The sequence below is a fragment of the Pseudorhodobacter sp. E13 genome (genome assembly GCF_003991405.1).
In the GTDB taxonomy this organism is placed as follows: domain Bacteria; phylum Pseudomonadota; class Alphaproteobacteria; order Rhodobacterales; family Rhodobacteraceae; genus Pseudorhodobacter.
On sequence record NZ_RPEN01000156.1, the window covers coordinates 66357 to 92247 of the forward strand.

Annotated in this window: 34 protein-coding genes; 24 read left to right on the forward strand and 10 right to left on the reverse strand. The window is 61.6% G+C overall.

All coding sequences use genetic code 11. The features are described 5' to 3' along the window. The first annotated feature begins 3 nt into the window (after positions 1-3). Both gshB and EGN72_RS11185 read left to right on the forward strand, forming a co-directional pair. Positions 4-945, forward strand: a complete 942-nt coding sequence (gene gshB, locus EGN72_RS11180; RefSeq protein WP_127047581.1) for a glutathione synthase — start codon at positions 4-6, stop codon at positions 943-945. Beyond that, on the forward strand, positions 945-1826 hold the full coding sequence (locus EGN72_RS11185; protein WP_127047583.1) for an alpha/beta hydrolase: 882 nt from the start codon (positions 945-947) through the stop codon (positions 1824-1826). The genes gshB and EGN72_RS11185 overlap by 1 nt, the downstream gene beginning before the upstream one ends. A gap of 2 nt (positions 1827-1828) precedes the next feature. Here EGN72_RS11185 and EGN72_RS11190 read toward each other — a convergent pair whose 3' ends face one another. The 4 genes from EGN72_RS11190 to cobU all read right to left on the reverse strand — a co-directional run bounded on the left by EGN72_RS11190 (position 1829) and on the right by cobU (position 5435). Further along, on the reverse strand, positions 1829-3346 hold the full coding sequence (locus EGN72_RS11190; RefSeq protein WP_127047585.1) for a YifB family Mg chelatase-like AAA ATPase: 1518 nt from the start codon (positions 3344-3346) through the stop codon (positions 1829-1831). A 65-nt stretch (positions 3347-3411) separates the two neighbouring features. Beyond that, positions 3412-4284 carry a glutathione S-transferase gene (locus EGN72_RS11195; RefSeq protein WP_127047587.1) on the reverse strand — a complete coding sequence of 291 codons (873 nt, stop codon included), beginning with the start codon at positions 4282-4284 and terminating at the stop codon, positions 3412-3414. Between the two features lie 78 nt (positions 4285-4362). After that, entirely contained in the window at positions 4363-4920 is a 558-nt protein-coding gene (locus EGN72_RS11200) for a histidine phosphatase family protein (RefSeq protein ID WP_127047589.1), read from the reverse strand. Continuing rightward, positions 4917-5435, reverse strand: a complete 519-nt coding sequence (gene cobU, locus EGN72_RS11205; protein WP_127047591.1) for a bifunctional adenosylcobinamide kinase/adenosylcobinamide-phosphate guanylyltransferase — start codon at positions 5433-5435, stop codon at positions 4917-4919. Before cobU ends, EGN72_RS11200 begins: the two co-directional genes overlap by 4 nt. Positions 5436-5520: 85 nt before the next feature. Between cobU and EGN72_RS11210 the strand changes: the two genes are divergently transcribed. From EGN72_RS11210 to EGN72_RS11240, 7 genes are all read left to right on the forward strand, one after another. Then, positions 5521-6396: an RNA polymerase factor sigma-32 gene (locus tag EGN72_RS11210; RefSeq protein ID WP_127047592.1), complete on the forward strand. Its 876-nt coding sequence runs from the start codon at positions 5521-5523 to the stop codon at positions 6394-6396. Further along, positions 6396-7232, forward strand: coding sequence for a ChaN family lipoprotein (locus tag EGN72_RS11215; RefSeq protein WP_127047594.1), 837 nt, complete (start codon positions 6396-6398; stop codon positions 7230-7232). Before EGN72_RS11210 ends, EGN72_RS11215 begins: the two co-directional genes overlap by 1 nt. A 196-nt stretch (positions 7233-7428) precedes the next feature. After that, entirely contained in the window at positions 7429-8625 is a 1197-nt protein-coding gene (coaBC, locus tag EGN72_RS11220; protein ID WP_127047596.1) for a bifunctional phosphopantothenoylcysteine decarboxylase/phosphopantothenate--cysteine ligase CoaBC, read from the forward strand. A 79-nt stretch (positions 8626-8704) separates the two neighbouring features. Next, positions 8705-9172, forward strand: coding sequence for a dUTP diphosphatase (dut, locus tag EGN72_RS11225; RefSeq protein WP_127047598.1), 468 nt, complete (start codon positions 8705-8707; stop codon positions 9170-9172). Further along, positions 9169-10227 (forward strand): HesA/MoeB/ThiF family protein, encoded by a 1059-nt coding sequence (locus tag EGN72_RS11230; RefSeq protein WP_127047600.1) that lies wholly within the window; start codon positions 9169-9171, stop codon positions 10225-10227. Before dut ends, EGN72_RS11230 begins: the two co-directional genes overlap by 4 nt. A 34-nt stretch (positions 10228-10261) precedes the next feature. Further along, complete coding sequence (locus tag EGN72_RS11235) at positions 10262-11050, forward strand: transporter substrate-binding domain-containing protein (RefSeq protein WP_127047602.1); 789 nt, start codon at positions 10262-10264, stop codon at positions 11048-11050. A 12-nt stretch (positions 11051-11062) separates the two neighbouring features. Further along, entirely contained in the window at positions 11063-11860 is a 798-nt protein-coding gene (locus EGN72_RS11240; RefSeq protein WP_199743736.1) for an amino acid ABC transporter permease, read from the forward strand. Here EGN72_RS11240 and EGN72_RS11245 read toward each other — a convergent pair. Next, positions 11857-12774, reverse strand: a complete 918-nt coding sequence (locus EGN72_RS11245) for a DMT family transporter (protein WP_127047606.1) — start codon at positions 12772-12774, stop codon at positions 11857-11859. The genes EGN72_RS11240 and EGN72_RS11245 overlap by 4 nt on opposite strands. Beyond that, positions 12759-13640 (reverse strand): LysR family transcriptional regulator, encoded by an 882-nt coding sequence (locus tag EGN72_RS11250; protein ID WP_127047608.1) that lies wholly within the window; start codon positions 13638-13640, stop codon positions 12759-12761. Before EGN72_RS11250 ends, EGN72_RS11245 begins: the two co-directional genes overlap by 16 nt. Positions 13641-13967: 327 nt before the next feature. On the opposite strand from EGN72_RS11250, the gene ffh reads away from it, so the two are divergent. The 9 genes from ffh to rpmE all read left to right on the forward strand — a co-directional run bounded on the left by ffh (position 13968) and on the right by rpmE (position 19886). Continuing rightward, a complete protein-coding gene (ffh, locus tag EGN72_RS11255) occupies positions 13968-15467 on the forward strand; it encodes a signal recognition particle protein (RefSeq protein ID WP_127047610.1) in 1500 nt (499 codons plus the stop codon). A 13-nt stretch (positions 15468-15480) separates the two neighbouring features. Then, positions 15481-15777, forward strand: a complete 297-nt coding sequence (locus tag EGN72_RS11260) for a chorismate mutase (protein WP_127047612.1) — start codon at positions 15481-15483, stop codon at positions 15775-15777. Positions 15778-15844: 67 nt separating this feature from the next. Then, positions 15845-16213: a 30S ribosomal protein S16 gene (gene rpsP, locus EGN72_RS11265; RefSeq protein WP_127047613.1), complete on the forward strand. Its 369-nt coding sequence runs from the start codon at positions 15845-15847 to the stop codon at positions 16211-16213. 15 nt (positions 16214-16228) lie between these two features. Continuing rightward, the gene (gene bluB, locus EGN72_RS11270; protein WP_255417433.1) at positions 16229-16861 is read left to right on the forward strand and encodes a 5,6-dimethylbenzimidazole synthase; all 633 of its coding nucleotides are present in this window, start codon (positions 16229-16231) and stop codon (positions 16859-16861) included. Beyond that, the gene (gene rimM / locus EGN72_RS11275; RefSeq protein WP_127047615.1) at positions 16862-17374 is read left to right on the forward strand and encodes a ribosome maturation factor RimM; all 513 of its coding nucleotides are present in this window, start codon (positions 16862-16864) and stop codon (positions 17372-17374) included. 48 nt (positions 17375-17422) lie between these two features. Beyond that, the gene (locus EGN72_RS11280; RefSeq protein ID WP_127047617.1) at positions 17423-18310 is read left to right on the forward strand and encodes a hypothetical protein; all 888 of its coding nucleotides are present in this window, start codon (positions 17423-17425) and stop codon (positions 18308-18310) included. 55 nt (positions 18311-18365) lie between these two features. Further along, entirely contained in the window at positions 18366-19229 is an 864-nt protein-coding gene (gene trmD / locus EGN72_RS11285; protein ID WP_199743737.1) for a tRNA (guanosine(37)-N1)-methyltransferase TrmD, read from the forward strand. A 49-nt stretch (positions 19230-19278) separates the two neighbouring features. Then, positions 19279-19653, forward strand: coding sequence for a 50S ribosomal protein L19 (rplS, locus tag EGN72_RS11290; RefSeq protein ID WP_127047619.1), 375 nt, complete (start codon positions 19279-19281; stop codon positions 19651-19653). Between the two features lie 11 nt (positions 19654-19664). Further along, positions 19665-19886: a 50S ribosomal protein L31 gene (rpmE, locus tag EGN72_RS11295; protein WP_127047621.1), complete on the forward strand. Its 222-nt coding sequence runs from the start codon at positions 19665-19667 to the stop codon at positions 19884-19886. A gap of 19 nt (positions 19887-19905) precedes the next feature. Here the strand turns inward: rpmE and EGN72_RS11300 are convergent, their stop codons facing one another. Beyond that, positions 19906-20583, reverse strand: a complete 678-nt coding sequence (locus EGN72_RS11300) for a rhomboid family intramembrane serine protease (RefSeq protein WP_127047623.1) — start codon at positions 20581-20583, stop codon at positions 19906-19908. Between the two features lie 161 nt (positions 20584-20744). Between EGN72_RS11300 and EGN72_RS11305 the strand changes: the two genes are divergently transcribed. Next, the gene (locus EGN72_RS11305; RefSeq protein WP_127047625.1) at positions 20745-21554 is read left to right on the forward strand and encodes a division plane positioning ATPase MipZ; all 810 of its coding nucleotides are present in this window, start codon (positions 20745-20747) and stop codon (positions 21552-21554) included. Here EGN72_RS11305 and EGN72_RS19185 read toward each other — a convergent pair. After that, the gene (locus EGN72_RS19185; RefSeq protein WP_158623180.1) at positions 21523-21681 is read right to left on the reverse strand and encodes a hypothetical protein; all 159 of its coding nucleotides are present in this window, start codon (positions 21679-21681) and stop codon (positions 21523-21525) included. The two genes, EGN72_RS11305 and EGN72_RS19185, sit on opposite strands and share 32 nt — an antisense overlap. A gap of 215 nt (positions 21682-21896) precedes the next feature. Then, a complete protein-coding gene (locus EGN72_RS11310; RefSeq protein ID WP_127047627.1) occupies positions 21897-22229 on the reverse strand; it encodes a metalloregulator ArsR/SmtB family transcription factor in 333 nt (110 codons plus the stop codon). Between the two features lie 228 nt (positions 22230-22457). On the opposite strand from EGN72_RS11310, the gene EGN72_RS11315 reads away from it, so the two are divergent. From EGN72_RS11315 to EGN72_RS11335, 5 genes are all read left to right on the forward strand, one after another. Continuing rightward, the gene (locus tag EGN72_RS11315; protein WP_127047629.1) at positions 22458-22811 is read left to right on the forward strand and encodes an AtpZ/AtpI family protein; all 354 of its coding nucleotides are present in this window, start codon (positions 22458-22460) and stop codon (positions 22809-22811) included. Further along, positions 22804-23553 carry a F0F1 ATP synthase subunit A gene (locus tag EGN72_RS11320; protein WP_127047631.1) on the forward strand — a complete coding sequence of 250 codons (750 nt, stop codon included), beginning with the start codon at positions 22804-22806 and terminating at the stop codon, positions 23551-23553. The genes EGN72_RS11315 and EGN72_RS11320 overlap by 8 nt, the downstream gene beginning before the upstream one ends. Before the next feature lie 49 nt (positions 23554-23602). Further along, complete coding sequence (locus tag EGN72_RS11325; protein ID WP_022703988.1) at positions 23603-23839, forward strand: F0F1 ATP synthase subunit C; 237 nt, start codon at positions 23603-23605, stop codon at positions 23837-23839. A 74-nt stretch (positions 23840-23913) separates the two neighbouring features. Continuing rightward, positions 23914-24456 carry a F0F1 ATP synthase subunit B' gene (locus EGN72_RS11330; protein ID WP_127047633.1) on the forward strand — a complete coding sequence of 181 codons (543 nt, stop codon included), beginning with the start codon at positions 23914-23916 and terminating at the stop codon, positions 24454-24456. A 4-nt stretch (positions 24457-24460) separates the two neighbouring features. Further along, entirely contained in the window at positions 24461-25015 is a 555-nt protein-coding gene (locus EGN72_RS11335) for a F0F1 ATP synthase subunit B (protein ID WP_127047635.1), read from the forward strand. Positions 25016-25089: 74 nt separating this feature from the next. Here EGN72_RS11335 and EGN72_RS11340 read toward each other — a convergent pair whose 3' ends face one another. Continuing rightward, positions 25090-25857, reverse strand: a complete 768-nt coding sequence (locus EGN72_RS11340) for a FadR/GntR family transcriptional regulator (protein ID WP_127047637.1) — start codon at positions 25855-25857, stop codon at positions 25090-25092. Positions 25858-25891: the final 34 nt, after the last annotated feature.

Sequence of the window (25891 nt, forward strand, 5' to 3'; positions counted from 1 at the left end):
GCGATGAGCCTGAAAGTTGCCTTGCAGATGGACCCGATCGGGACTGTCAATATCGATGCCGATAGCACGTTTCGGATTGCGCTGGAGGCGCAGTCGCGGGGGCATTCGCTGTTCTTTTACACGCCGGACAAGCTGGCCTATCGCGAGGGCCGTGTGGTCGCGCGCGGTTTTCCCATTGAGCTGCGCCGTGAGAAGGGCAATCACGTTTCTTATGGCGATGAGGTCGAAGTCGATCTGGCCGATTTCGATGTCGTCTGGCTGCGACAGGACCCGCCTTTCGACATGGGTTATATCACCACGACGCATTTGTTGGATATGATTCACCCCAAGACTTTGGTGGTCAATGATCCGTTCTGGGTGCGCAATTTTCCCGAAAAGCTGTTGGTTTTGCGCTTCTCTGATCTGACACCGCCCACGCTGATCGCGCGCGATCTGGCGACGATCCGGGCCTTCAAGGCAGAGCATGGGGATATCATCCTCAAGCCGCTGTATGGCAATGGTGGTGCGGGGGTGTTCCGGCTTGGGCCAGATGACCGAAACCTGTCCTCCCTGCATGAGCTGTTTTCCGGCATCAACCGGGAGCCTTTGATCGCGCAAAAGTTTCTGCCTGCGGTGTCCAAGGGGGACAAGCGGGTGATTCTGGTCAATGGGGAGCCTGTCGGTGCCATCAACCGCGTGCCGCAGCCGGGGGAAACCCGGTCCAACATGCATGTCGGTGGCCGGGCCGAGAAGGTGGAGCTGACGCCGCGTGACCGTGAAATCTGCGCCCGCATTGGCCCGACCTTGCGTGACAATGGTCAGATTTTCGTCGGCATCGACGTGATCGGCGACTGGCTGACCGAGATCAACGTCACTTCGCCCACCGGGATACAGGAGTTGGAGCGGTTTGACGGCACCAATACCGCTGCCAAAATCTGGGAGGTGATTGAGGCAAAGCGGGCCTGATGCGGCTGCGTCTGCTTTGCCTGTTGCTGCGCGCTTTTGCAAAGCCTGCGTTGCGGCGCACACCAACCCCTGCCAGCGCGCGGGCGCAGTTTGCACGCGGCGCGCGCCTGTTCCGCGCCCCGCCGTTTCTGTTGCATCTGCCCGGCCATGCGTCGCTGCCTTTGGATCAGATTTCCGTGGGGCGGGTGCGGCCGGATGCGGTGATCCTGTATTTCCACGGCGGCGCTTATCTGGCGGGCAGCCCGGCGACTCATGCCGCCATGCTGGGCCGATTGTCAAAACTGACAGGGCTGCGGGTGATCGCGCCAGACTATCGTCTGGCCCCTGAACACCCCGCACCTGCCGCGTTTGAAGACGCGCAAGCGGCGTTTCAAGCCTTGCTGGATCAAGGTTATTCCCCGCATCAGATCGTGTTCGGCGGCGACAGTGCGGGGGGCGGTTTGGCTTTGGCGCTGTTGGCTGATCTTTGTGCGCGGGGGCAGCGGCCCGCAGCCTTGTTTGCCTTCTCCCCTTGGACCGATCTGGCCATGACCGGGGAAAGCCTGCGCAGCAACGCCCGCGCCGACCCTTTGCTGCCCGTTGCCCGGATTGAGGAGGCAATCGGCTTTGTTTTGGGCGAGCTTTCCCCGCAAGATCCCAGACTCTCGCCGCTCTATGCGGCGTTTCCAGACCCGCCGCCCGTGCTGATCCATGTCGGCACAACCGAAATTTTGCGCGATGACAGCCGCCGGATGGTCGCGCATCTGCGGGCCTCGGGCTGTGCGGTCACGTTGAAGGAATGGCGTGGGGCGCCGCATGTCTGGCAGATTTTTGACGGCTATATCCCCGAGGCGCGTGCGTCCCTGCGCGAGGTGGCGCAGTTCACGCTTCGGCAGCTTTAGCGCTATTTTTCACGCGGGCCAAAAGCCAGCCGGAAGCTGACCGCTTCGGCGACATGCGGGCTGCGCACCTCTGCCGAATGGTCCAGATCGGCGATGGTGCGGGCCACGCGCAACACCCGGTGATAGCCGCGCGCCGAAAGGCCAAAACGTTCGGCCACGCGTGTCAGCAGCGCCTTGCCATCGGCATCCGGGGTGGCGATCTGTTCCAGTAGCGCGCCTTCGGCTTCGGCATTCACCCGCACGCCATCTGCCCCCGCAAAGCGCCGGGTTTGGCGCGCGCGGGCATCGGCAACGCGGGCGGCAATGGTGGCAGAGCTTTCGCCGTTGCTGGGCAGATCAAGGTCGGAATAGGCCACGGGTGGCACCTCGACCCGCAAATCGAACCGGTCCATCAACGGGCCGGAAATGCGGCCAAGGTAATCCTCGCCACACACAGGGACGCGGGCGCAGGCGCGGGCAGGGTCGGCCAGATAGCCGCATTTGCAGGGGTTCGCCGCCGCAATCAGCAGAAAACGGCAGGCATAGCGCACATGGGCATTGGCGCGGGCAACCACGACTTCGCCGGTTTCGATGGGCTGTCGCAGGGTTTCCAGCACGGTGCGGGGGAATTCGGGAAATTCATCCATGAACAGCACACCGTTATGCGCAAGGCTGATCTGCCCCGGTTTCGCCCCGCGCCCGCCGCCCACAATCGCCGCCATGGAGGCGGTGTGATGGGGTTCGCAAAACGGGCGCTGACGCGAAATGCCGCCTTCGGACAACAGCCCCGCCAGCGAATGGATCATCGAGGTTTCCAGCGCTTCTGTCGCGGAAAGCGGCGGCAGGATGCCGGGCAGGCGGGCAGCCAGCATGGATTTGCCCGAGCCTGGAGAGCCGACCATCAGCAAATGATGCCGCCCGGCGGCAGCGATTTCCAAGGCGCGTTTGGCGCGTTCCTGCCCTTTCACATCTGCCATATCGCGGCCATGGGTTTCGGGCGCAACCTCACCTGCCTCGGCCGGGGTAATCGGGGCTTGGCCAGTGTAATGGCGCACCACTTCATCCAGCGTGGCGGCCCCCAGCACTTGCGTGGCCCCGACCCAAGCAGCCTCTGCCCCGCAGGCACGGGGGCAGAGCAGGCTGCGGTCTTCTTCGGCGGCGGCCATGGCGGCGGGCAGCGCACCAATGACAGGCACCAAGCGCCCGTCCAGCGACAACTCCCCCAGCGCCACGGTATTTTCGACCACATCACGCGGGATGATATCCAGCGCTGCCAGCAGGGCCAGCGCGATCGGCAAATCGAAATGAGAGCCTTCTTTCGGCAGATCGGCGGGCGACAGGTTCACCGTGATCCGCTTGGACGGCAGTGCGATGGACATGGCGGCCAGCGCTGCGCGCACGCGTTCGCGCGCCTCGGATACCGCTTTGTCGGGCAGGCCCACGATGCCGAAATGCGGCAGACCGGGCGAGAGGGCGCATTGCACCTCGACCATCCGCGCCTCGATCCCTTCGAAGGCCACCGTATAGGCCCGTGCCACCATGCCCCGACTCCTGTTAACTTTGGTTAATCAGTAGCGGGGCAATGGTTTACGAAGGGTAAATGGCTTTACGAATTGTAAAGCGCCATGAATTTTGGCCAGGCTTCGGGGTCGGCCAGGGTTTTGTCGCGGCAAAAGGCGTTGCAAAAGCCCCAGATGCGGCCGCCTGCCTGCATGAAATGGGTGACATCCTTGCCGGAATAGGGGCAGGCCGCGTTGACGGATGGGCCGCTTTCCACCGCTTGGGCGGGCAGGGGGGCGGGGCCGGGCCAAGGGCGGGTTGGGTAATCACGCGCATAGACGGGTTGATCCGGGCCATCGGCATGGCCCATCGCGCGCCATTGACGGAAGGACGGATGCGCCAGTTGCGCGGCGACAAAACCCGCCAAAACAGGGCTGACGGCAAGGTTATAACCCGCAATCCGCGCCGCCACCGGGGCATAGAACGCGTCAGCCGCGCAATAATCGCCGCACAGCCAAGGCCCGGAATGGCCGCAGACCTTGCGCGCCCAAGCGACCAAGGTTTCCAGCCGCGCGATATCGGCCAGAACCGCAGGCGGTGCGGCGCAATCGCTGTAGCTGACGCGCAGGTTCATGGTGCAATGATCGCGCAGCGCCACGAAGCCTGTGTGCATTTCGGCCACCAGCGCGCGGGCCACGGCGCGGGCTTTGGCGTCACGCGGCCAATGGCCCGCCTCGGGGTGGCGGCTGGCAAGTTCCTCGGCAATGGCGATGGTGTCGGGCACCACCTGCCCATCCTCCAGCTTCATCGCAGGCACGGTGCGGGCGGGCACGAATTCGGCCAGCAGGGCGGGGAAAGCATCGGTATACATCTGCGCCCGCTGGGTTTTGACCGGCAAGCCAAAGGCATCAAACAACAGCCAGCCGCGCAGGCTCCAACTGGAATAGGCGCGATCTCCGATGGCGAGGGTATAGCTCATGTCACTCTCCGTTATATGTGCCCACAGGCTTAGGCCGCGCAGGGCCGAAAGAAAAACGCCGCTTTGTGCGCGGGTCCATCACGGAATGTGATTGATCCGACCCGCGCGCCAGCCGCTGTCATAGGTAATTTCGGTGACAGAGAGGTTGTCGATCTTGTGGCTGAAGGCCTCATAGCCGCCGATCCCCAGGGCGCGCTGCACCTGTGTCAGGATCACCCCGAAATGGGCGACAACGATCACATCGTCATGCCCCATCAACCGGTCAACAGCCGCATTGACGCGGGCACAGACGACATCCCAGCTTTCGCCGCCCGGCGGGGCGATGCTGCCGGGTTCTTCCCAAAAACGCCGGATCAGGGCTTGATCTTCGACTTCGGTGAAATGCTGCAACTCCCACGCGCCAAAGTGAATTTCGCGCAGGTCGGGGTCATGCGCCAAGCGCTGCCGCGTGCCTTGCACCGCGTCCGCTGTCGCCACCGCCCGCGAAAGCGTTGAGGAGATAACAGGCGCATCCGGCAAATGTGCTGACAGCCGGGCAAGGGCCGCTGTATCGGACAGATCGGCAGGCAGATCAGACCAGCCCACCAGCGTCTTGGCATGGGTCGGCCCGTGGCGGACCCAGTGAAACCGCGTCATAGCGTTCCTTTCAAGGCAAGCGGCAGGCCAGAGATCACGGCGACCACAAGATCGGCCTGTGCGGCAAGGCGCTGGTTCAGCCGCCCTTGAGCATCGCGAAACCGGCGGGCCAGCGCGTTATCGGGCACAATGGACCAGCCCAGTTCATTCGTCACCACCACCACCGGGGCAGGGCAGGTGGCAAGGGCCGCCAGCAAGGCTGTGCTTTCGGCGTCCAGATCCGCCTCGGCCAGCAGCGCATTGGTCAGCCACATGGTCGCGCAATCCAGCAGCACCACGCCCTCCGCCGCAACCGATGCCAGCGCCGCTGCCACATCGCGCGGGGCTTCTACCGTGTGCCAACCCGCGCCGCGATCTGCCCGATGGGCCGCGATCTTGCTGTGCATTTCATCGTCCCAGGCTTGCGCGGTGGCGATGTAGGTTCTTGGCCGCCCGGTCGCCAGAACCAGCGTTTCGGCAAAGCGTGACTTGCCGGATTTTGCGCCCCCGGTCACGATTGTCAGCTTTGCACCCATAATTCTCGGCCCCCGATTTGATCCAATGCGCCTTGTGCTGCGTAAGACATTTGTAACCAGCAAGAAAGCTGACAGGGGGTCTTTCATGGCACAAGCCGCATATAACGATCAAACCATGTCGCGCCAAGCGATGAAGGCAGAGCTTCTGGATGCCGAAACCGAACTGGCACTTGCCTATGCCTGGCGCGACCAGCGCGATGAGGCGGCGCTGCACCGGTTGATCACCGCCTACATGCGCCTTGCGATTTCGATGGCGTCGAAATTCCGCCGCTACGGCGCACCGATGAATGACCTGATCCAAGAGGCCAGCCTGGGCCTGATGAAAGCCGCCGAGAAATTCGACCCCGATCGCGGGGTGCGGTTTTCCACCTATGCGGTCTGGTGGATCAAAGCGAGCATTCAGGAATATGTGATGCGCAACTGGTCACTGGTGCGCACCGGATCCACCAGCAGCCAGAAGGCGTTGTTTTTCAACCTGCGCCGGGTGCAGGCGAAGCTGGAGCGTGAAGCAAGCCAGCGCGGTGAGGAACTGGACAGCCACCAACTCCGCGCCCGCATCGCCGTCGAAATCGGCGTGCCGCTGCAAGATGTGGACATGATGGATGGCCGCTTGTCCGGGTCGGACTACTCGCTCAACGCCACGCAATCGGCCGAGGACGAAGGCCGCGAATGGATCGACGCGCTGGAAGACGAAGGTATGCAGGCGGCGGACCGGGTTGAGGATGATCACGACCGTGCCCATTTGCGCAACTGGCTGCTGGGTGCCATGCAAGAGCTGAATGAGCGCGAGCGGTTCATCGTGCGCGAACGCAAGCTGCGTGACGAAGGCCGCACACTGGAATCCTTGGGCGAGGAGCTTGGTCTGTCCAAGGAACGGGTGCGGCAGTTGGAAGCAGCGGCCTTTGCCAAGCTGCGGCGCAGTCTTGAAACCCGCAGCCGGGAGGTGCATCACTTCTTGTGATGACCCGCATAGCCCCCCTTTTGCTGACCCTGCTGCTCGCCCTTTGCGGGCAGGCCCTTGCGGATGAAGTGGCGGCAGACGCGCTTTTGCCGCCGCCCGCCGCCATGCAAGCCGCCCAGATCGTCATTCTGGGGGAAATTCACGACAACCCTGACCATCACGAAACCCAAGCGGCTTTGGTGGCCGCACTGGCGCCTGCGGCCTTGGTTTTTGAAATGCTGACCCCGGCGCAGGCCAAGGCATCCTTGGGCGTGGACCGCTTGAACGCCACAGCCATGGAAACGGCACTGGCGTGGGACGGCAGCGGCTGGCCTGACTACACGCTTTATCATCCGATCTTCGCCGCCTCTGGTCCTGCCCGCATCTATGGCGCCGCACTCCCGCGCGAGGATGTGCGCCGTGCCATGGTCGATGGCGCCGCGGCTGTGTTCGGTGATGAGGCCCCGCGCTTTGGCCTGTCAGACCCGCTGGCCGCAGACGAACAAGCCGCGCGCGAGGCGGATCAGATGGCCGCCCATTGCAATGCTCTGCCACCCGAGATGCTGCCCGGCATGGTAGATGCCCAACGGCTGCGCGATGCCGCGTTTGCCCGCACCGCGCTGGCCGCTTTGGCAGAAACCGGTGGGCCGGTTGTGGTGATAACAGGGTCCGGCCATGCCGATATCCAGCGCGGCATCCCGGCTGCCTTGGCCACCGCCGCGCCCGATGTTTCGGTATTCAGCCTTGGCCAGATTGAAGGCAGGCCAGACACCACCCCACCCTTTGACCAATGGATCATCACAGATCCGCGCGCCCGCGCGGACCCTTGTGAAAGCTTCACCAAACCCGCCCCTTGAGGTGCCCCGCCTTTCCTTGATCAAAAATATCCTGCTAGATGCCTTTCGATCGGAAATGCCGCCGCTGAAACATTGGCCATCTGGAACTAGGGCGGCAAGGCCCGCCGCCGCCCCGTGTGCGAAAGATTAAACCCGTTCACCTCGCCTTCGAATGCCGCTAGGGTGACGGCACCGCAACCCGAACATGGGACGCTTCATGCTGGCTGACAAACATATCCTCTTGATCATCGGCGGCGGCATTGCCGCTTTCAAATCGCTGGATCTGATCCGGCGCTTGCGGGAACGCGGGGCGCGGGTGACACCCGTCTTGACCCGTGCAGGAGAGCAGTTTGTGACGCCTTTGTCGGTTTCGGCCTTGGCAGGGGCAAAGCTGTATCGGGATTTGTTCGATCTGACGGATGAGGCCGAGATGGGCCATATTCAATTGTCGCGCGCCGCCGATCTGATCGTGGTGGCACCGGCCACCGCCGATCTGATGGCGAAAATGGCGCAGGGGCGCGCGGATGATCTGGCCTCGACCTTGCTTTTGGCCACGGATACCCCGGTGTTGCTGGCACCTGCGATGAATGTGCGGATGTGGCAACACCCGGCGACCCAACGCAACCTTGCCACGCTGCGCGGGGATGCGGTGCGGTTTGTCGGCCCGAATGAAGGCGATATGGCCTGCGGCGAATATGGTCCGGGCCGCATGGCGGAACCAATGGAAATTCTGGCAGCGGTAGAGGCCAGCTTTGCGGCGGGGCCTTTGGCGGGCAAGCATGTGCTGGTAACATCAGGCCCCACGCATGAACCGATTGACCCGGTGCGCTATATTGCCAACCGCTCCTCCGGGGCGCAGGGCACGGCGCTTGCTGCCGCGCTGCGCGATCTGGGCGCGCGGGTCACGTTTGTAACGGGCCCCGCCACAGTGCCGCCGCCCGACGGGGTGACGGTGGTCAAGGTGGAAACCGCAGCCCAGATGTCAGAGGCGGTGCAAGCTGCGCTGCCTGCCGATGCCGCGGTTTTCGCGGCGGCGGTGGCGGATTGGCGGGTGGCCAATGCCAGCGGCTCCAAGATGAAAAAGGATGGCAGCGGTGCCGCGCCCGCGCTGCAATTTGCCGAGAACCCGGATATTCTGGCGCAGGTGGCACAGATGAGAACCGGGCGGCCCGGTCTGGTCGTGGGCTTTGCGGCGGAAACCGATGATGTCATCGCCCATGCCACGGCAAAACGGGCGCGCAAAGGCTGTGACTGGATCGTGGCGAATGACGTCTCACCCGGCACGGGCATCATGGGGGGCACAGAAAACGCGGTGACGGTGATCACCGCGCAAGGGGCAGAGGCTTGGCCCCGGATGGATAAGGCCGCCGTTGCCCGCCGTTTGGCCGATAAACTGGCTGCGGCCTTGGTGTGACAGGGGCACGCGAATTTTCGGTGAAAATTCGGGCCTCCGGCGGGGATATTTGGAAATAGATGAAAGCTAGGCTGCGCAGATGACACCGGTTTTGCGGATAATGTGGGAGGATTGGGCCGACCCGTCGCTGGGGTTGCCCTGTTACGAGACAGCGGGTGCTGCGGGGGCGGATATTCGCGCCAATCTGCGGGCAGAGGATCGCGCGGCAGGGATCACGCTGGCACCGATGGCGCGGCTGATTGTGGCAACGGGCCTGCGGGTTGAAATCCCTTCGGGGTTTGAGATGCAGATCCGGCCCCGCTCTGGGTTGGCCTTGAAGCATGGCATCAGCTTGCCCAACACCCCTGGCACCATTGATTCCGACTATCGGGGGCCTTTGGGGGTCGCGTTGATCAACCTTGGGGCCGCGCCTTATGTCATTTCGCATGGCGACCGGATTGCGCAGATGGTGATTGCGCCAGTGGTGCAGGCGCGGTTTGAGGTGGTGACGGCCTTGTCGGACACGGCGCGCGGCGAGGGGGGCTTTGGCTCCACCGGGCGGTCATGATCGGGATTTTGGGCTTTGTGGCGGTGCTGATCGGGGCGAAATACGTGCCGCGACCGCTGGTGATCGGTTTGGCGCTGTTCTGGTGGGCGCTGTTGGTGGCGGTGCATTCGCCTTTGTTTCCGCAGCCCAACGGGGCAGGGGCGGCGCTTGGGGGTGGTTTCGTGCCGTGGCTACTGCTGGGCATTCTGGCGGTTCCGGTGCTGGCCTATCGCTTTGGTTTGGCGGCGTTACGGCGGCATGTGGCGGCCAAGGCTCCCGTTGCGCCTGCGCCAGTTGCGGGGGCCTTTGCCCCGGTGGAACTGGAACGCTATGCCCGCCATATCATGCTGCGCGAGATTGGTGGGCCGGGGCAAAAGCGGTTGAAACAGGCGCGGGTGCTGGTGGTCGGGGCGGGCGGGCTGGGAAGCCCTGCGCTTTTGTATCTTGCGGCATCCGGCGTCGGCGTAATTGGGGTGGTTGACCCGGATGTGGTCGAGAATTCCAACCTGCAACGCCAGATCATACATACAGATGACCGGATCGGCCTGGCCAAGGCGCAATCTGCCGTTGTTGCGATGCAGGCGCTTAACCCGTTCATCGAGGCGCGGGCCTATTCGCGGCGGCTGGACGCCGAGACGGGCGCATTGATCGCGGATTATGACCTGATTCTGGATGGCACCGATAATTTTGATACGCGCTATCTGGTCAACCGCTTGGCAGTTGCGGCGGGCAAGCCCTTGATTTCGGCGGCGATCACGCAATGGGAAGGGCAGATCAGCCTCTATGATCCGGCGCATGGGGGGCCTTGTTTCGAATGTGTGTTCCCGACCCGCCCCGCCCCCGGCATGGTGCCAAGCTGTGCCGAGGCGGGGGTGGCGGCCCCCCTGCCGGGCATCATCGGGGCGATGATGGCGATGGAGGCGGTGAAACATCTGACTGGGGCGGGGCAGGATTTGCGCGGGCGGTTGATGATCCATGACGCGCTTTATGCCGAGACGCGGGTGATCGCGGTGGCCCCCCGCGGCGATTGCCCTGTTTGCGGTGCGGCGGCTGGACATTCCCACACCGAAAGCTAACCTGTCGCAAATCATTCAACCGGGAGCCTGACCCATGACCCTGCCCACCCTTTCCGCCCTTGGCCTTTGTGCCGCGCTGTTCGCCCCTGCCGCTTTTGCCGCCGATCTGCCGGATATGGCGGGCAAGGAGATCACGGTTGTCACCGAAAACGCCTATCCGCCGCTGCAATTCATGCAGGATGGCGTGGCGGTGGGCTGGGAATATGATGCCATGGCCGAGATTGCCAAGCGCCTGAACCTGAGCGTCAGCTATGAGAATATCTCGTGGGATGCGATGATCCCGGCGGTGTCGGAAGGGCAGTTTGATCTGGGCATGACGGGAATCACCATCCGCGAGGATCGCAAGGAAAAGGTTGATTTTTCGGATGCTTACATGCGGTCTGAAATGGTGATGATGGTGCGCGGGGATGAGGCGCGCTTTACCGATGCCGCCAGTTTTGCCGCAAATGCGGACCTGCTGATGGCCGCCCAGCCCGGCACCACGCCGTTTTATGTCGGCGTCTATGAGGTGCTGGACGGCAATGAGGCGAACCCGCGGATCAAGATGTTTGAAACCTTTGGCGCGGGCGTGCAGGCCCTGCGCAATGGCGATGTTGATCTGGTGCTGACCGATGGCACGGCGGGCAATGGCTATGTTGCGGCCAGCGAAGGCGCGCTTAAAATTGTGGGGGATAAGCTGGGGGCCGAGGATTTCGGCTTTATCTTCCCCAAAGGGTCAGAGTTGGTGGCCCCGATCAATGCGGCCCTTGCCGAAATGGCCGCCGATGGCACCTTGGAAGCGCTGAACAAAAAGTGGTTCCTTGACTTCAAGGTTGGCGGCTAACGCTTTATTATTGTGCGTAAATCCCAAAATTCCGAGACGGATTTTCCATGGTGGCTGCTGATCCTTGTCGGGATTGGCAGCTATCTGTTTTGGCGCGTGCTGTCGGATGATCTTTATGCGCAGGTGTTGCAAACCCTGTCCAAAGGCATCGGCATCACGCTGTTTGTCACCTTTGTCGGCTTTGGCATGGCGGCAAGCCTTGGGTTGCTGCTGGCGCTTGCGGCCGGGTCGCGCTTTGTGGTGATCCGGCAATGTGCCCGGCTTTACATAGAGTTGGTGCGCGGTATCCCTATCATCGTTCTGCTATTATATGTCGCCTTTGCGCTGGCCCCGGCTTTGGTGGAGCTATGGAACTGGCTCGCGGGCAGTTTGGGGCTGGAGCCGCTGCGCAACCGCGATTTCTCGTTGCTGTGGCGCGCAATCATTGCGCTGACAATTGCCTATTCCGCCTTTCTGGCCGAGGTGTTCCGGGCCGGGCTTGCCTCGGTTGAGGAAGGCCAGATAGAGGCCGCCGAGGCGCTGGGCCTGTCGCGCTGGCACCGCTTTCGATTTGTGATATTTCCGCAGGCGTTTCGGGTGATTTTGCCGCCTTTGGGCAATGATTTTGTTGCAATGGTGAAAGACAGTAGTCTGGTGTCAGTGCTGGGCGTGGCCGATATCACGCAATTGGGCAAGGTGACGGCGGCGGGAAACTTTCGCTATTTCGAAACCTATAATGTGGTGGCGCTGGTCTATCTGACCATGACGATCACGCTGTCGCTGGGTTTGCGCAAACTGGAAACCCGTTTGCGGCAGGGGTGCGGGCGCTAACCCTCGTCCTTTAACAGCAGATACAGGGCAAGCATGGTCATCGCCACCCCGGCCAGCACGCCCAGTGGCGGCACGCCCCGGCCCAAGGCGATTTCCCACAGGATCACCCAGGACGGCGTAAGGTAGGTATAGGCCATGACCTTGGCCGAAGGCAGGCGCAGGCTGGCGTATTGCAGCAAGACAAAGGTCATCGAACTGGCCGCAATCGAGACATAGACAAGCGTGATCCAGACAATCGGGGGCAGGGCGGCCCAATCGGTCGCCAAAATCGCGGGCCAGGCCCATAGCGCCAGCATCAAGGTGCCCGCCACCATCATGCCAAAGGTAAAGACAATCGCAGGCTCCCCCCGGTTCAATTTGCGCACCATCGGCGCGTAAAGCGCGTGCGAGACGCAGCCCCAGAAGTAGATCATCTCGCCCGTGCCGATGCGAAACCGCAAAAGCGCCTGAAAATCCGCGCGAAAGATCACCCAAGCCGCGCCTGCCGCACCGATGGCCAGTGCGGCGGCCATGCGGGGCGTGGTGATCTGGCGCAGAACCAGCCAGCCAAAGCCCGCCGCCATCAGCGGCGTCAGGGTAAAGACAGCAGCGGTAGAGACGGGTTCGGCGGTTTTCAACCCTTCGAACATCAGCACGAAGTAAATCGCCAGCAAGCCGCCCAGCACCAGATAACGCCAAGGTGCGGCAAAGGCGCTGCGTTTGATCCCTGTGGTGGTCAGCGCCGCCGCCCCTACAACGCAGCCCGCGAGGATGAAGCGCAGGGTGGTCATGGCCGCCGGGTCGATGAACGGTGCCGCCATGGAGCCCAGCGAAAACGACCCCGCGACAAGCGCCGAGAAGGCCAGCATCGCCAGATGTCCGCGCCGCGCCTCGGTGGCGGGATGCGGGGCGGAGGGGGCTAGAGCGTCTGCCATTGCGCGGCGGCTTCCTTCAGATGGGTCAGAAATCGTTGCACTTTCAAGGTGCGATGCAGGTCTACATGCGTGACCAGCCATAGATTGGCGGCCCATTCGGGGCGGGGGGGCATCACCTCGATCAGGTCGGGATAATGCGGCACCGCCACGCGCGACATGAACCCAAGCCCCGCCCCGGCTTTGATCGCGTCATAAATCGTTGCGGGTTCGGCCGCGCGATAGCGCAGGGCCTCGGGCGGGACCAAACCGCGCAACCAGTGGTAAAACGGCGCGCGGCTTTCGACATTGTCGCTGATGACAAAGCGATGGGCGGCCAGATCGGCATCGGTTTTCGGCAAGCCATGCGCCGCCGCATAGGCGGGCGAGGCATAAAGCCCGTGATGCAGCACCATGAACGGTTGCACCACATAATCCGGCTCGGACGGGGCGGCCCCGGCGCGCAGGGCCACATGGGCCTCGCCGTAATCCAGCCGGAACAGTCGCTGCCCGGTCAGAAAGCGGATGGTCAGGCCCGGATAATCGGCCTGAAACGCCGCCAGAACCTTGGCAAGCTCGGCGCTGATATCGGCGATGGAGGTGAAGACCAACTCTCCCGTCACGGTTTCGCCATGGCCTTTGATGCGGTTTGCCAATTGCGCAAACTGGTCTTCGGTGGCTTGGGCCACGGCCAACAGGTCACGCCCGGCCTCGGTCGCGGTATAGCCACGCGCATGGCGTTGGAACAGCTTTTCGCCCAGCCGCTTTTCAAGGCTGTCGATATGGCGGATCACCGTGGCGTGGTGAACGCCCAGAACCTCTGCCGCGCCAGACACGGTGCCCATACGGGCCACCTGATAGGCGGTTTTGATCTCGTCCCAATTTTCCACGTCGTCTCCCTTGTTACGCACTCAGGGTAACGTAATGTGATTTAGGGGGAATCTGAACGGAATTTTCCGACGGCCCGGTTTTTCCCGTGGCGCTGTGGGATGATAGCGCCAAAGGGCGCGGGCCGATCCTGCGGCGCGGGGTTGACTCTGGCGGCCGGGCGGCCTATCAGCCCCCCAATTCCCGGAAGTTCAACGCTTCCGGTCCCATGGCTTTTGCCGGGATCGTCATCCGTCAGCGCGTTGCGCCCACGGGTGCCGCCTTGCATTGGCACCCTCGCCGCCGGTTCTTATATCGGTCTTTTGCAACAGCCCTTACGGAGGCAGCCCATGTTCGAGAATTTATCAGAACGCCTTGGCGGTGTCTTTGACCGGTTGACCAAGCAAGGCGCGCTGACCGAAGCCGATGTGGAAACCGCCCTGCGCGAAGTGCGGGTGGCCCTGCTGGAGGCAGACGTGTCGCTGCCCGTGGCGCGGGACTTTGTGAAAAAGGTGGCCGCCAAGGCCGCAGGCCAGCAAGTGACCAAATCGGTCACACCGGGCCAGCAAGTCGTGAAAATCGTTCATGATGAGCTGATCAAGGTTCTGGCGGGCGACGCTGAGCCGGACGCGCTGAAAATCGACAACCCGCCTGCGACGATCCTGATGGTTGGTTTGCAAGGCTCGGGTAAAACCACCACCACCGCCAAGCTGGCCAAGCGCCTGAAGGACCGGATGGGCAAGCGGGTGCTGCTCGCCTCGCTTGATACCAACCGCCCGGCGGCGATGGAGCAGTTGGCGATTTTGGCGGGTCAAGTCGGCGTTGACAGCCTGCCCATCGTCAAGGGCCAATCTGCGCCCGAGATTGCCAAGCGCGCCAAGACCCAAGCCGCGATGGGCGGCTATGATGTGCTGTTCCTCGATACCGCAGGCCGTTTGCACATTGATCAGGCGCTGATGGATGAAGTGCAGGCGGTGCGCGATATCGCCCAGCCGCGCGAAACCATGTTGGTCGTCGATGGTCTGACCGGGCAAGATGCCGTGAATGTGGCGACCGAGTTTGACGGCAAGGTCGGGATTTCCGGTGTCGTTCTGACCCGGATGGATGGTGACGGGCGCGGCGGTGCGGCGCTGTCGATGCGGGCGGTTACGGGCAAGCCCATCCGCTTCGTCGGTCTTGGCGAAAAGATGGACGCGCTGGAAACGTTCGAGGCCGAGCGCGTTGCGGGCCGCATCCTTGGCATGGGCGACATCGTCGCGCTTGTCGAAAAGGCGCAGGAAACCTTTGAGGCCGAGCAAGCCGAGCGGATGGCCAAGCGCTTTGCCAAGGGTCTGTTCAACATGAACGACCTCAAGGGTCAGCTTGAGCAGATGATGAAAATGGGCGGCATGCAGGGCCTGATGGGCATGATGCCGGGCATGGGCAAGATGGCGAAACAGGCCGAGGCGGCTGGTTTTGACGATACCATGCTGAAGCGCCAGATCGCGTTGATCAATTCCATGACCAAGAAAGAACGCGCCAACCCCGATCTGTTGGCCGCGTCCCGCAAAAAGCGGATCGCCGCTGGCGCAGGGCTTGAGGTGCAGGAATTGAACCGTTTGCTGAAACAGCACAAGCAAATGGCCGATATGATGAAAAAGATGGGCAAAGGTGGCGCGATGAAAGCGGCCATCAAGCAGATGATGGGCGGCAAAGGCATGCCAGACCCGTCAAAGATGACGCCCGAACAGATGGAAGAGGCGGCGCGCGGCATGAAGCAAGGGCTTGGCATGGGCCGCGGCGGCTTTCCGGGCATGGGCGGCGGTATGGGCCTGCCCCCCGGTCTGTCTGGCCTGATGAAGAAGAAATGAGCGGGGGCGCAACATGAGCACAGATACAACCCGCGCCGCAGCTTTGTTGAAAGAGCATCGCGACAGCATCGACCGTCTGGATGCGATTTTGGTCTATACGCTGGCCGAACGGTTCAAGCAGACGCAGGCCGTGGGCAAGCTGAAAGCCGAACATGACCTGCCGCCCAGCGACCCGCACCGCGAAGCGCGCCAGATCGAGCGGTTGGAATGGCTGTCGAAAGAGGCCGACCTCGACCCCGAATTTGCCAAGAAATTCCTGACCTTCATCATCTCCGAAGTCATCAGGCATCACGAACAACTTCAGAAATAACCAAACACACGAAATCCAAATATGGTGCGCCAAGGCACACCCTACCAAACCCTAAGGAGACTACACTATGTCCATGAAAATCCGTCTTGCCCGTGGTGGTTCCAAGAAGCGCCCGCATTATTCCATCGTCGCCACCGACAGCCGTATGCCGCGCGATGGCCGCTTTCTGGAAAAGCTGGGCACCTATAACCCGCTGCTGGCCAAAGACTCTGAGGACCGCGTGAAAATGAACATGGAGCGCGTGCAATATTGGTTGGGTCAAGGCGCACAGCCGACCGACCGTGTCGCCCGTTTCCTCGAAGCGGCTGGCGTGCGCGAAAAGAAAGTGCGCAACAACCCGAAAGCGGCTGTTCCGGGCAAGCGTATGGCTGAGCTGACCGCAAAGAAAGCGGCCCGCGCAGCAGCCCCGGCAGAAGCTGCGGCTGTCGCTGAATAATCGGCGACTTGCCCCGTGCAAGGCCAGTATGACAAGGCCTTTCAGGCCGAGTTACGCGATCTGATGCGCTGGCGGCGCGATGTGCGCCGCTTTCGCACCGATCCGGTAGAGGCAGCGGTTCTGGACCGCTGCCTTTCTGCGTTCTCATTGGCCCCTTCGGTGGGCTTGTCGGAACCCTGGCGCGTGATTTCGGTGGAAAGTGACGCGGCGCGCGCGGCGGCACTGGCCAATTACGAGGCCGCGAATGCCGAGGCGCTGGCGGGTTATGGGTCTGAAAAGGCGCAGCTTTATGCCGGGCTAAAGCTGTCGGGCATGCGCGAGGCGCCGGTGCAACTGGCCGTGTTCAGCGATGATGATACGCCCAAAGGCTCTGGCCTTGGGGCGCGGTCGATGCCCGAAACCCGCGCCTATTCGGTCGTGGGGGCGATCACGCTGTTCTGGTTGGCCGCCCGCGCCGAAGGCCTTGGCATTGGGTGGGTGTCGATCATCGACCCGGTGCAACTGGCGCGTGATCTGGACGTTCCGGCCGAATGGCGCTTGATCGGCTATCTTTGTGTCGGCTGGCCCGAGGCCGAGACGAAAACCCCCGAATTGGAAACCGCAGGCTGGGAAAAACGCAATCCCGCCTTGTTTGTGGAGCGTCGCTGAATGGCCAAGCCTGACCCCGAAAACCGGCTTTGTGTCGGTGCGATCTCTGGCTCTTACGGGGTCAAGGGCGAGGTGCGGCTGAAAAGCTTTTGCGCTGAACCGACAGCGATTGCCGATTACGGCCCGCTTTTTACCGAGGATGGCACGCGCAGTTTCAGCATCACGCTGACGCGTCCGGTTGCGGGGGGCTTGGGCGCGCGGCTATCGGGTGTTGCCAGCAAAGAAGAGGCCGATGCCCTGAAAGGCACCAGCCTTTACGTCTCACGCGATAAACTGCCCAACCTGCCGGATGATGAGTTTTACCACGCCGATCTGATCGGGCTGGAGGCGCGCGATACCGGGGGCGTGTTATTGGGCAAGGTGATTGCCGTGCATAACCATGGCGCGGGGGATTTGCTGGAAATCGGCGGCGCTGCGGGATCGCTTTTGTTGCCCTTCACCATGGCCTCGGTGCCAACAGTGGACCTGAGCGCGGGGCGCATCGTGGTCGACCCGCCCGAAGGGCTGGACTAATCACACATCTCGGCTAAAGGTTAACGCCGGGGCTGCGGGAGACGAAGATTGATTCACCGTTTGCGGTTGATGATGGGGGCCACAGCCCTTTTGTATTTCGGCCCGCTGCTGGCTGGGCTGGGCGGGCATGGCTGGGCGGTCGTGCCGGTGTTTGCTGCCATCTTCATGCTGTGGCTGGTCATCATGCGCCCGCAAGATTTTCCGCGCAACTTGTCCGATTGGCAGCGCCCCGAAGCCTTGATTGCCTTTGCCGCGCGCGGGGCGGTGCAGCTTTTGCTGGTGCTGGTCTGTTTTGGCATCGGGCGTGGCATCGGCGGCGTGCTGGGCAGTCTGCCGCCCTTTCCCTTGATGCTGCCTATCGGGATTTCCTTTCTGGCAATCCCCTTGGCCCGTCTGATCTGGGACCCGCGCAAGGCGCAGGACATGGACGCGGTGCTGACCGACGCCTTGGCGCAGATTGAAACGGGCACGGCGGTGGGCAGCGATTTTTCCTATGCCAAGGCGGTTTTGGCGCCGCTGAACGGTTTGCCCGATGACGTGACAGAGGCGGAACTGGAAAGCCATCTGGACGCCATTCGCGCGCTGGTGGATGAAGCCATGACGTTTGAAGTCTTGCTGGAACAAGTGAATAGCGGCGAGGCCAGTCTGCCCAGCCAGCGTGCGTTGATGCTTTTGGCCAGTGATGGTGCCGCGCTGGAGCGGATGGCAGATCTGCGCGACGCACCTGTCAAAGCCTTGCAGGCGCTGCGGCAGGATGCAGCACTGGTCGCGCGGATGGCGCAACGGTTGGTGACAGCGTTGCGCCAAGACCCTGATGTCTGGCCAGATTGCCCGACGCCGGGCTTTCTGGAGGAATTGCGCGCCGACCTGCCTGCCGCCGCCGACAACCTTTCCGCCTTGGAGGCAGAGGTGATCGCGCAGGGGCCTGCTGACTGATCGGGCGGGCGCAAGGGCCTTTCCGTTGCCCGGCGACCGCGATATGAAGCAGCCCATGACCGATGATCAGCACCCCCCTTCGGCGGAGAAAGCTCCGCGCGCCCTTAAATCCCATGGCCGCATTTCGGTGCAGGCCAGCCTGAAACCACGCGACCTGATGGCAACGCCGCAGGTGGCAGGCGCTTGGCGGGCGCGGGTGATCACGCTGTTTCCCGATGCCTTTCCCGGCGTTCTTGGCCTGTCGTTGACCGGCAAGGCGCTGGACCTTGGGCTTTGGGCGCTGGAAACCATCGACCTGCGCCGCTTTGGGCTGGGCAAGCACAAGAATGTCGATGATACGCCAGCAGGCGGTGGGGCAGGCATGGTGCTGCGCGCTGATGTGGTGGCCGCCGCATTGGACGAGGCTGCCATCAGCACCCCTGCCAGCCGTGCCGATTGGCCAGTGATTTACCTGTCGCCCCGCGGCAAACCCTTGGATCAGGCGATGGCCCGGCGATTCGCAGACGCGCAGGGAATGACCCTTTTGTGCGGCCGATTTGAAGGTGTGGATGAACGAGTGCTGCATCACTATGGCATCGAAGAGGTGTCTTTGGGCGATTTTGTCCTGACCGGGGGCGAGATTGCCGCAACGGCCTTGCTTGATGCCACTGTGCGGCTTATACCGCGCGTGCTTGGGAATCAGACGTCCACCGAAGAGGAAAGCTTTTCGGATGGGCTTTTGGAGTTTCCACAGTTTACGAAACCTGCCGTTTGGAACGGGCTTGAGATACCGGAAGTGCTTCAATCCGGTCATCACGGGAAAATCGCCGACTGGCGGCAGGCCATGGCCGAAAGGCTGACAAAGGAACGCAGGCCTGATCTCTGGCGGGCTTACTGTGCATCGCATGGTAGGGACCCGGTTGAAGACCAAGAGCAATAGGGCAGCATCACCATCGCGGGAAAACCGTGAGCAATCGAAAGGACCAGGCATGAACCTGATCGCACAGCTCGAGGCGGAACAGATCGCCGCCCTCGGCAAAACCATCCCGGACTTCAAAGCCGGCGACACGATCAAAGTCGGTTACAAAGTGACCGAAGGCACGCGTAGCCGTGTTCAGAATTACGAGGGCGTTTGCATCTCTCGCCGTGGGGGTGCCACCTTGGCTGCCTCTTTCACCGTTCGGAAGATTTCTTTCGGTGAAGGCGTGGAACGTGTGTTCCCGCTCTATTCCACCAATATCGACAGCATCGAAGTTGTGCGTCGTGGCCGCGTGCGTCGCGCCAAGCTGTATTACCTGCGCGATCGTCGCGGAAAGTCTGCCCGGATTTCGGAAGACAGCAATTATAAAGCCCCCAAGGCATAAGGAGCGGACCGATGAGAGATGGAATCCACCCCGACTACCACATGATCGACGTCAAGATGACGGACGGCACCGTGTTTCAGACCCGCACCACCTGGGGCAAAGAAGGCGAACAGATGGCATTGGACATCGACCCGCTGGCACACCCGGCTTGGACCGGCGGCAACTCGCGTCTGATGGATACCGGCGGTCGCGTGTCGAAGTTCAAGAACAAATACGCAGGTCTGGGCTTCTAAGCCTCGCTTCGTATCTATGTTACGAAACGCCGTCCTTCGGGGCGGCGTTTTGCTGTTCAGGGGGGCGGTGTTTGGGGGCTGGGCGCAGCAGCAGGGCAAGCGCCATACCGGCGGCAAATCCGGCCAGATGCAGGGTCCAGGCAAAATGGCCATTGGTCAGCCACCAGAACCAGGCGTTGATGGCCAGCAGCGCCGCCAGCAGGCCAAGGGCCCGCACCCAAGGCCGGACCTGGGGCCGACCCTCCAGCCAAAGCAACACGAACAACGCCCCGCCCAAACCATGAATACCCCCGGACGCGCCCAGCAAGGTCTTTTCCGGTGCGGTGATCATCCCATAGACCACAGCGGCAAGGGCCATGCAGCCAAAGTAAAGCAGGGCAAAGCGCAAGGTGCCGACCCTGCGAATGACCAGCGCGCCCAGCACCGCCAGCATTGCCATATTCACCCAGACATGCAGCCAGCCCACATGCGCAAATCCATGCGATATCAGCATGGTCAGGCGCTGACCGGGGAAAACGGTGTCACCGGTCTGGAATATCTGCGGATAGAACGGCAAAAGCCCGAGCGCACGCGCAAAGGGCAGCCGCAACGCGCTGGGATAGCTGCGGTCTGCGACGAAATCATCCAGCGCCTGAACGCCCAGACACAGTGCGATGATCGCGATCAGAAGGCCGAAATGCTTGGCAAAACGATACATCTTTAGGGCGAAGCCTTTGCTGCGGGCGTGGTGTTGGTCGCGAAACTCTTGCAAAGATCACCGCAAAAGCATAGCCCCCGCAGATGAGTTCAGACTTGGCTTTGCCTTTGGGCGAAGTCAGGGCAATCTGACGGATGACGCGGACGGAACAGGGACGTTACATGGCGCATATCATTGTTGTCGGGAATGAGAAGGGTGGCTCTGGCAAGTCCACCACCTCTATGCATGTGGCCACGGCTTTGGCACGCATGGGGCACCGGGTTGGCGCGCTGGACCTTGATCTGCGGCAGCGCAGCTTTGGCCGCTATATCGAGAACCGGCTGGCCTATCTGGAGCGCGCGGGGCTGGACCTGCCAACGCCGGATTACCGGACCTTGCCCGAGATCGCGCCGGAAACGCTGGCCGCCGGCGAAAACCCCTATGACGCGCGGTTGTCGGCGGCGGTGACAGCGCTGGAAGCGGTGTCGGATTTTATCATCATTGATTGCCCTGGTTCCCACACCCGGTTGAGCCAGGTCGCCCATAGCCTTGCCGATACGCTGATCACGCCCTTGAACGACAGTTTCATCGACTTTGATCTGCTGGCGCGGGTGGATGCGGAAACCGGAAAGGTGACGGGGCCGTCGATCTATTCGGAAATGGTCTGGCAGGCGCGGCAGTTGCGGGCGCAGGCCGGGTTGAAGCCGATTGATTGGCTGGTGGTGCGCAACCGTCTGGGCGCCCAGCAGATGCATAACAAGAAAAAGGTCGGTGCCGCCTTGGACGATCTGGCCCGCCGTATCGGTTTTCGCGTGGCCCCCGGCTTTTCCGAGCGGGTGATTTTCCGCGAGTTGTTCCCGCGCGGATTGACGCTGCTGGATCTGAAAGACACCGGGGTGGACCAGTTGAACATGTCCAACCTTGCCGCGCGGCAGGAATTGCGCGACCTGATGGGGGAACTCAAGCTGCCTGGCGTGACCGTGTCGTTCTGAACAAAAGCGACAGCGGCAGTTGCGCGACGCGGTTGCGATCCATCCGCAGCAGCCGATAGTCGAAGCAATCCCCGGCAAGGGCTTCGCGGCGGCGACGATCCGTGATGAGGGCGCGAGCGGTGGTCATGGAGGGGGTTCCTTTGCGGTATTGACCGGTTCAGAATTGGCGGCAATCGGGGCGCAAATGTGGCGGCATTTGGGGCCGCATCTGTCGATTGCCAAAACTTTATCGAAAAGCGCAGGCCAACGGGCGGGGCAGGGGGGCTGTCTGCCCCCCAAACGCTTTTGCCTGTCGGCAAAAGCGACCCCCCGAGGATACTTATGCCGAAAAGAAAGCGGGGTTCAGGACTCTGTATCGGGCAGTTCGAGGGCAAGGAAGCGTTCGAAGGCGTCGAGGTTGACGGGTTCGAATTGACCGAAGCCTTGCATCCAGACCGAGGCTGCGCGCAGGGCATCGGGTTCCAGTTTGCACCATTTTACCCGTCCGCGTTTTTCCTGACTGATCAACCCGGCATCGGCCAGCACTTGCAGGTGTTTGGAAATCGCGGCGAGGGACATGTTGAAAGGGGCAGCGACATCGGTGACGGCCATATCATCTTCGAGCAGCATCGACAGGATCGCGCGGCGTGTCGGGTCTGCCAGAGCTGCGAAAGTGGCGTCAAGCGGGTGGGTCATGTTGCTGTTCTGCCTTGGGCCTGTTCAATCGTCAACCAGATGGTTGAATAAGCCTTACGGCGCGTTTTGGGCGTTTTGGTGAGAGCATGGCGGCACCCAATTTGCCGCATGATTGTTTATATCGGTTTAAAACATGTAGTTATGCGAAGTAATTTGGCGTGCAAGCTTGCTTGACTCGGGGGGCCTGCCTGCGTAGGTAGGCAGCGACTGTTCAAGGGGTGTCTGACCATGTCGGAAGAGCCTGATCCGGATCGTTTGCGTGCCTTGGAGGCGCGTTTGGCGCAGGTGAAGGGGAAGCCGCAAAAGGCGAAAACCGAGAACGGCAAGGCATTTTCGCAAGGCGAGATGGCTTGGAGGATGGTGATCGAGCTGGTGTCCGGCATGTTGCTGGGATTGTCGATCGGGTTCGGGTTGGACTTTGTGTTCGATACGCGGCCGCTCTTCCTTGTGATCTTTGCGTTGCTGGGCTTTGCGGCAGGGGTGCGGACCATGATGCGGACCGCGCAGACCATGAACGTGAAGCATGACGGAACAACCAGCGGGACCAATGGTCCTGACAAACACGAGGGCAACGATGTCTGAAGGCGCAAGCACAGGTTTCCAGATCCATCCGATGGACCAATTCATCGTGAAGCCGCTGTTCGGTGGTGACCATATCGCGTGGTATACGGTGACCAACGTGACGTTGTGGATGGCCATCGCTGTGGTGGTGATTGCGGCGCTGTTGATGCTGGGCACCCGTCGTCGGGCGATCGTGCCGTCGCGCAGCCAGTCGGTTGCCGAACTGCTTTACGGTTTCATTCACAACATGGTGGAAGAAGTGACCGGGCATGATGGGGTGAAATACTTCCCCTATGTCATGACGCTGTTCCTGTTCATCCTGTTTTCGAACCTGCTGGGCCTGTTGCCCATGTCCTTCACCACCACCAGCCATGTGGCTGTGACGATGACGTTGGCGATGCTGGTGTTTGTCGGTGTGACGGTTCTGGGCTTTGTCAAGAATGGCATCGGCTTTCTCAGCATGTTCTGGGTCAGCTCTGCACCGCTGGTCATTCGCCCGATCCTTGCGGTGATCGAGGTGATTTCTTACTTCGTGCGCCCTGTGTCCCATTCCATTCGTTTGGCGGGGAACCTGATGGCAGGCCACGCGGTGATCAAGGTTATTGCAGGCTTTGCGACACTGGCTGTTGCGTCGCCTGTCATTGTCGGCGCGGTAACGGCGATTTATGCGCTGGAACTGCTGGTGGCTTGCGTGCAGGCCTACGTCTTTACCATCCTGACCTGTGTGTATCTGCGGGACGCTGTCGGCGGCGCGCATCACTAAGGTCATCAATCCAACCAACCAATCTACAATTCCATAAGGAGCAAAAGCTATGGAAGGCGATATCGCAGAAATGGGTAAATACATCGGTGCAGGTCTGGCCGCTTTCGGTCTTGGCGGTGCTGGTATCGGTGTGGGCAACATTGCAGGGAACTTCCTTGCAGGCGCGCTGCGCAACCCTTCGGCAGCAGCAAGCCAGACGGCAAACCTCTTCGTTGGCATCGCATTTGCCGAAGCGCTGGGGATCTTCTCGTTCCTGATCGCTCTGCTGTTGATGTTTGCGGTCTGATCCACGCTTTCTGACATTTCGGCCGGGCGGGCTATTCCTGTCCGGCCAAGTCTTGAGGATGCTGGAGAAACGACATGGCGACTGAAGCGCATGACGCTGCCGCAGGGGCCCACGGTGCTGGTGAAGCCGTTGGCATGCCGCAGCTTGATATTTCGACCTGGCCGAACCAGATTTTCTGGCTTTTGGTCACGCTGGTTGCGATCTATCTGATCGTGACCCGTGTTGCTGTGCCCCGGATCGGGGCGGTTCTGGCTGAACGCCGTGGCACGATCACCAATGATCTGGCTGCTGCCGAAGAGCTGAAACTGAAAGCAACCGAAGCGGAAGCCGCCTATAACGAAGCGCTGGCAACGGCGCGGGCAGAGGCGGCCAAGATCGTCGCAGCCGCAAAAGCAGAGATTGAGGCCGATCTGGCCAAAGCCACTGCCAAAGCAGATGCCGACATCGAAGCCAAGGCGGCTGTTTCCGAACAGCGGATCGCGGAAATTCGGGCAGGCGCGCTGGAAAGCGTGACCGAAGTTGCCAAGGATACGGCCAAGGAATTGGTGTCGGTTCTGGGTGGCAAGGCCGATGCCCGGTCGATCACCGCTGCTGTAACTGCGCGGATGAAAGGGTAACGCCATGAAAAAGCTGATCCTTTTGACAAGCACTGTTGCAACCCCGGCTTTGGCTGCAACGGGCCCGTTCTTTTCGCTGGGCAACACGAATTTCATCGTGTTGATCGCCTTTATCCTGTTCATCGCCGTGCTGCTGAAATTCGGCGTCCCGGCAAAGGTGACAGGGCTTTTGGATGCGCGTGCGGCACAGATCAAGGCTGATCTGGATGAAGCCCGCGCCTTGCGCGAAGAAGCAAAGGCCATTCTGGCCAGCTATGAGCGTAAGAAGAAAGAAGTGCAGGAACAGGCAACGCGCATCGTGGCCTCGGCCAAGGATGATGCGGTCGCTGCGGCGGAACAGGCCAAGGTAGATCTGGCCAATTCCATCGCGCGTCGTGTTGCTGCGGCTGAAGAACGGATTGCATCGGCAGAAGCGGATGCAGTGCGGGCTGTGCGCGAGCAGGCGGTTGCGGTTGCGGTTGCAGCGGCAGGCGATGTTCTGGCAAAGCAGGTCACTGCCGAAGCGGCTTCGGCCTCTATTGATGCGGCGATCAAGCAGGTCGGTGCCAAGATGCACTGACGGGCTGAAAGCCCCGATTTGTGAAAAACCCGGCCTTTGGGCCGGGTTTTTTGTTACTTGCGCTTCTGGCAGTCTTAACGCGACACCTCGTGCTCATAGCGTTGCCGGGCAATGGCTTCGTGTTTTTCGGCCTTCAACTGGTCGGCAAGTGCCGCCTCAACAAAATTCAGATGGGTGTTGACCGCCGCGCGCGCGCCTTCCGGGTCACGCCGTTGCAGCGCATCATTGATCCCGCGGTGTTGATCCAGCAGCATGGCCCGTGTGGTCTTGTTCCGAAACATCATCTGGCGGTTATAGAACACCCCATGTTTCAGCAGATCATACATCGACCGCATCATATGCAGCATGATCACATTGTGACTGGCCTCGATGATCGCCATGTGGAAGGCGGCGTCCAGTTCCGCCTCATCGGGCGAGGAGCGTTTGCTATGCGCGGCTTCCATCTTGGCAAAGGTGGCGGCGATCACTTTCAAATCGGTATCCGATGCAAGCCGGGCCGCACGCTCGGCGGCCAGCCCTTCCATATCGCGGCGAAAGGCAAGGTAGTCGAACACCGCTTCCTCATGCTCGGCAAACAGCTTGATCAGCGCATCCGAGAAGGCAGAGCCCAGCACCTCGGCCACGAAGATGCCAGAGCCGGGGCGGCTGTCCAGCAGCCCACGGGTGTGCAGTTCGGCGATGGCATCCCGCAGGCTGGGGCGCGATACGCCCATACGCTCGGAAAGTTCCCGTTCTGACGGCAGGCGTTCACCGGGGCGCAAAATCCCGCGCAAGATCAATTGTTCGATCTGGCGCACCACGGCAGAGGACAGCTTTTCGGCGTGGATGGGTTCAAATGGCATCGGGTGCTCCTTCCGGTATTGGTCAAATTCTATG

Bases quoted from the DNA above. Each gene is read 5' to 3' on its own strand.
- gshB (WP_127047581.1), top strand. From the start codon at position 4: ATGAGCCTGAAAGTTGCCTTGCAGATGGACCCGATCGGGACTGTCAAT.
- EGN72_RS11185 (WP_127047583.1), top strand. From the start codon at position 945: ATGCGGCTGCGTCTGCTTTGCCTGTTGCTGCGCGCTTTTGCAAAGCCT.
- EGN72_RS11190 (WP_127047585.1), bottom strand. From the start codon at position 3,346: ATGGTGGCACGGGCCTATACGGTGGCCTTCGAAGGGATCGAGGCGCGG.
- EGN72_RS11195 (WP_127047587.1), bottom strand. From the start codon at position 4,284: ATGAGCTATACCCTCGCCATCGGAGATCGCGCCTATTCCAGTTGGAGC.
- EGN72_RS11200 (WP_127047589.1), bottom strand. From the start codon at position 4,920: ATGACGCGGTTTCACTGGGTCCGCCACGGGCCGACCCATGCCAAGACG.
- cobU (WP_127047591.1), bottom strand. From the start codon at position 5,435: ATGGGTGCAAAGCTGACAATCGTGACCGGGGGCGCAAAATCCGGCAAG.
- EGN72_RS11210 (WP_127047592.1), top strand. From the start codon at position 5,521: ATGGCACAAGCCGCATATAACGATCAAACCATGTCGCGCCAAGCGATG.
- EGN72_RS11215 (WP_127047594.1), top strand. From the start codon at position 6,396: ATGACCCGCATAGCCCCCCTTTTGCTGACCCTGCTGCTCGCCCTTTGC.
- coaBC (WP_127047596.1), top strand. From the start codon at position 7,429: ATGCTGGCTGACAAACATATCCTCTTGATCATCGGCGGCGGCATTGCC.
- dut (WP_127047598.1), top strand. From the start codon at position 8,705: ATGACACCGGTTTTGCGGATAATGTGGGAGGATTGGGCCGACCCGTCG.
- EGN72_RS11230 (WP_127047600.1), top strand. From the start codon at position 9,169: ATGATCGGGATTTTGGGCTTTGTGGCGGTGCTGATCGGGGCGAAATAC.
- EGN72_RS11235 (WP_127047602.1), top strand. From the start codon at position 10,262: ATGACCCTGCCCACCCTTTCCGCCCTTGGCCTTTGTGCCGCGCTGTTC.
- EGN72_RS11245 (WP_127047606.1), bottom strand. From the start codon at position 12,774: ATGGCAGACGCTCTAGCCCCCTCCGCCCCGCATCCCGCCACCGAGGCG.
- ffh (WP_127047610.1), top strand. From the start codon at position 13,968: ATGTTCGAGAATTTATCAGAACGCCTTGGCGGTGTCTTTGACCGGTTG.
- EGN72_RS11260 (WP_127047612.1), top strand. From the start codon at position 15,481: ATGAGCACAGATACAACCCGCGCCGCAGCTTTGTTGAAAGAGCATCGC.
- rpsP (WP_127047613.1), top strand. From the start codon at position 15,845: ATGTCCATGAAAATCCGTCTTGCCCGTGGTGGTTCCAAGAAGCGCCCG.
- rimM (WP_127047615.1), top strand. From the start codon at position 16,862: ATGGCCAAGCCTGACCCCGAAAACCGGCTTTGTGTCGGTGCGATCTCT.
- trmD (WP_199743737.1), top strand. From the start codon at position 18,366: ATGACCGATGATCAGCACCCCCCTTCGGCGGAGAAAGCTCCGCGCGCC.
- rplS (WP_127047619.1), top strand. From the start codon at position 19,279: ATGAACCTGATCGCACAGCTCGAGGCGGAACAGATCGCCGCCCTCGGC.
- rpmE (WP_127047621.1), top strand. From the start codon at position 19,665: ATGAGAGATGGAATCCACCCCGACTACCACATGATCGACGTCAAGATG.
- EGN72_RS11300 (WP_127047623.1), bottom strand. From the start codon at position 20,583: ATGTATCGTTTTGCCAAGCATTTCGGCCTTCTGATCGCGATCATCGCA.
- EGN72_RS11305 (WP_127047625.1), top strand. From the start codon at position 20,745: ATGGCGCATATCATTGTTGTCGGGAATGAGAAGGGTGGCTCTGGCAAG.
- EGN72_RS19185 (WP_158623180.1), bottom strand. From the start codon at position 21,681: ATGACCACCGCTCGCGCCCTCATCACGGATCGTCGCCGCCGCGAAGCC.
- EGN72_RS11310 (WP_127047627.1), bottom strand. From the start codon at position 22,229: ATGACCCACCCGCTTGACGCCACTTTCGCAGCTCTGGCAGACCCGACA.
- EGN72_RS11315 (WP_127047629.1), top strand. From the start codon at position 22,458: ATGTCGGAAGAGCCTGATCCGGATCGTTTGCGTGCCTTGGAGGCGCGT.
- EGN72_RS11320 (WP_127047631.1), top strand. From the start codon at position 22,804: ATGTCTGAAGGCGCAAGCACAGGTTTCCAGATCCATCCGATGGACCAA.
- EGN72_RS11325 (WP_022703988.1), top strand. From the start codon at position 23,603: ATGGAAGGCGATATCGCAGAAATGGGTAAATACATCGGTGCAGGTCTG.
- EGN72_RS11330 (WP_127047633.1), top strand. From the start codon at position 23,914: ATGGCGACTGAAGCGCATGACGCTGCCGCAGGGGCCCACGGTGCTGGT.
- EGN72_RS11335 (WP_127047635.1), top strand. From the start codon at position 24,461: ATGAAAAAGCTGATCCTTTTGACAAGCACTGTTGCAACCCCGGCTTTG.
- EGN72_RS11340 (WP_127047637.1), bottom strand. From the start codon at position 25,857: ATGCCATTTGAACCCATCCACGCCGAAAAGCTGTCCTCTGCCGTGGTG.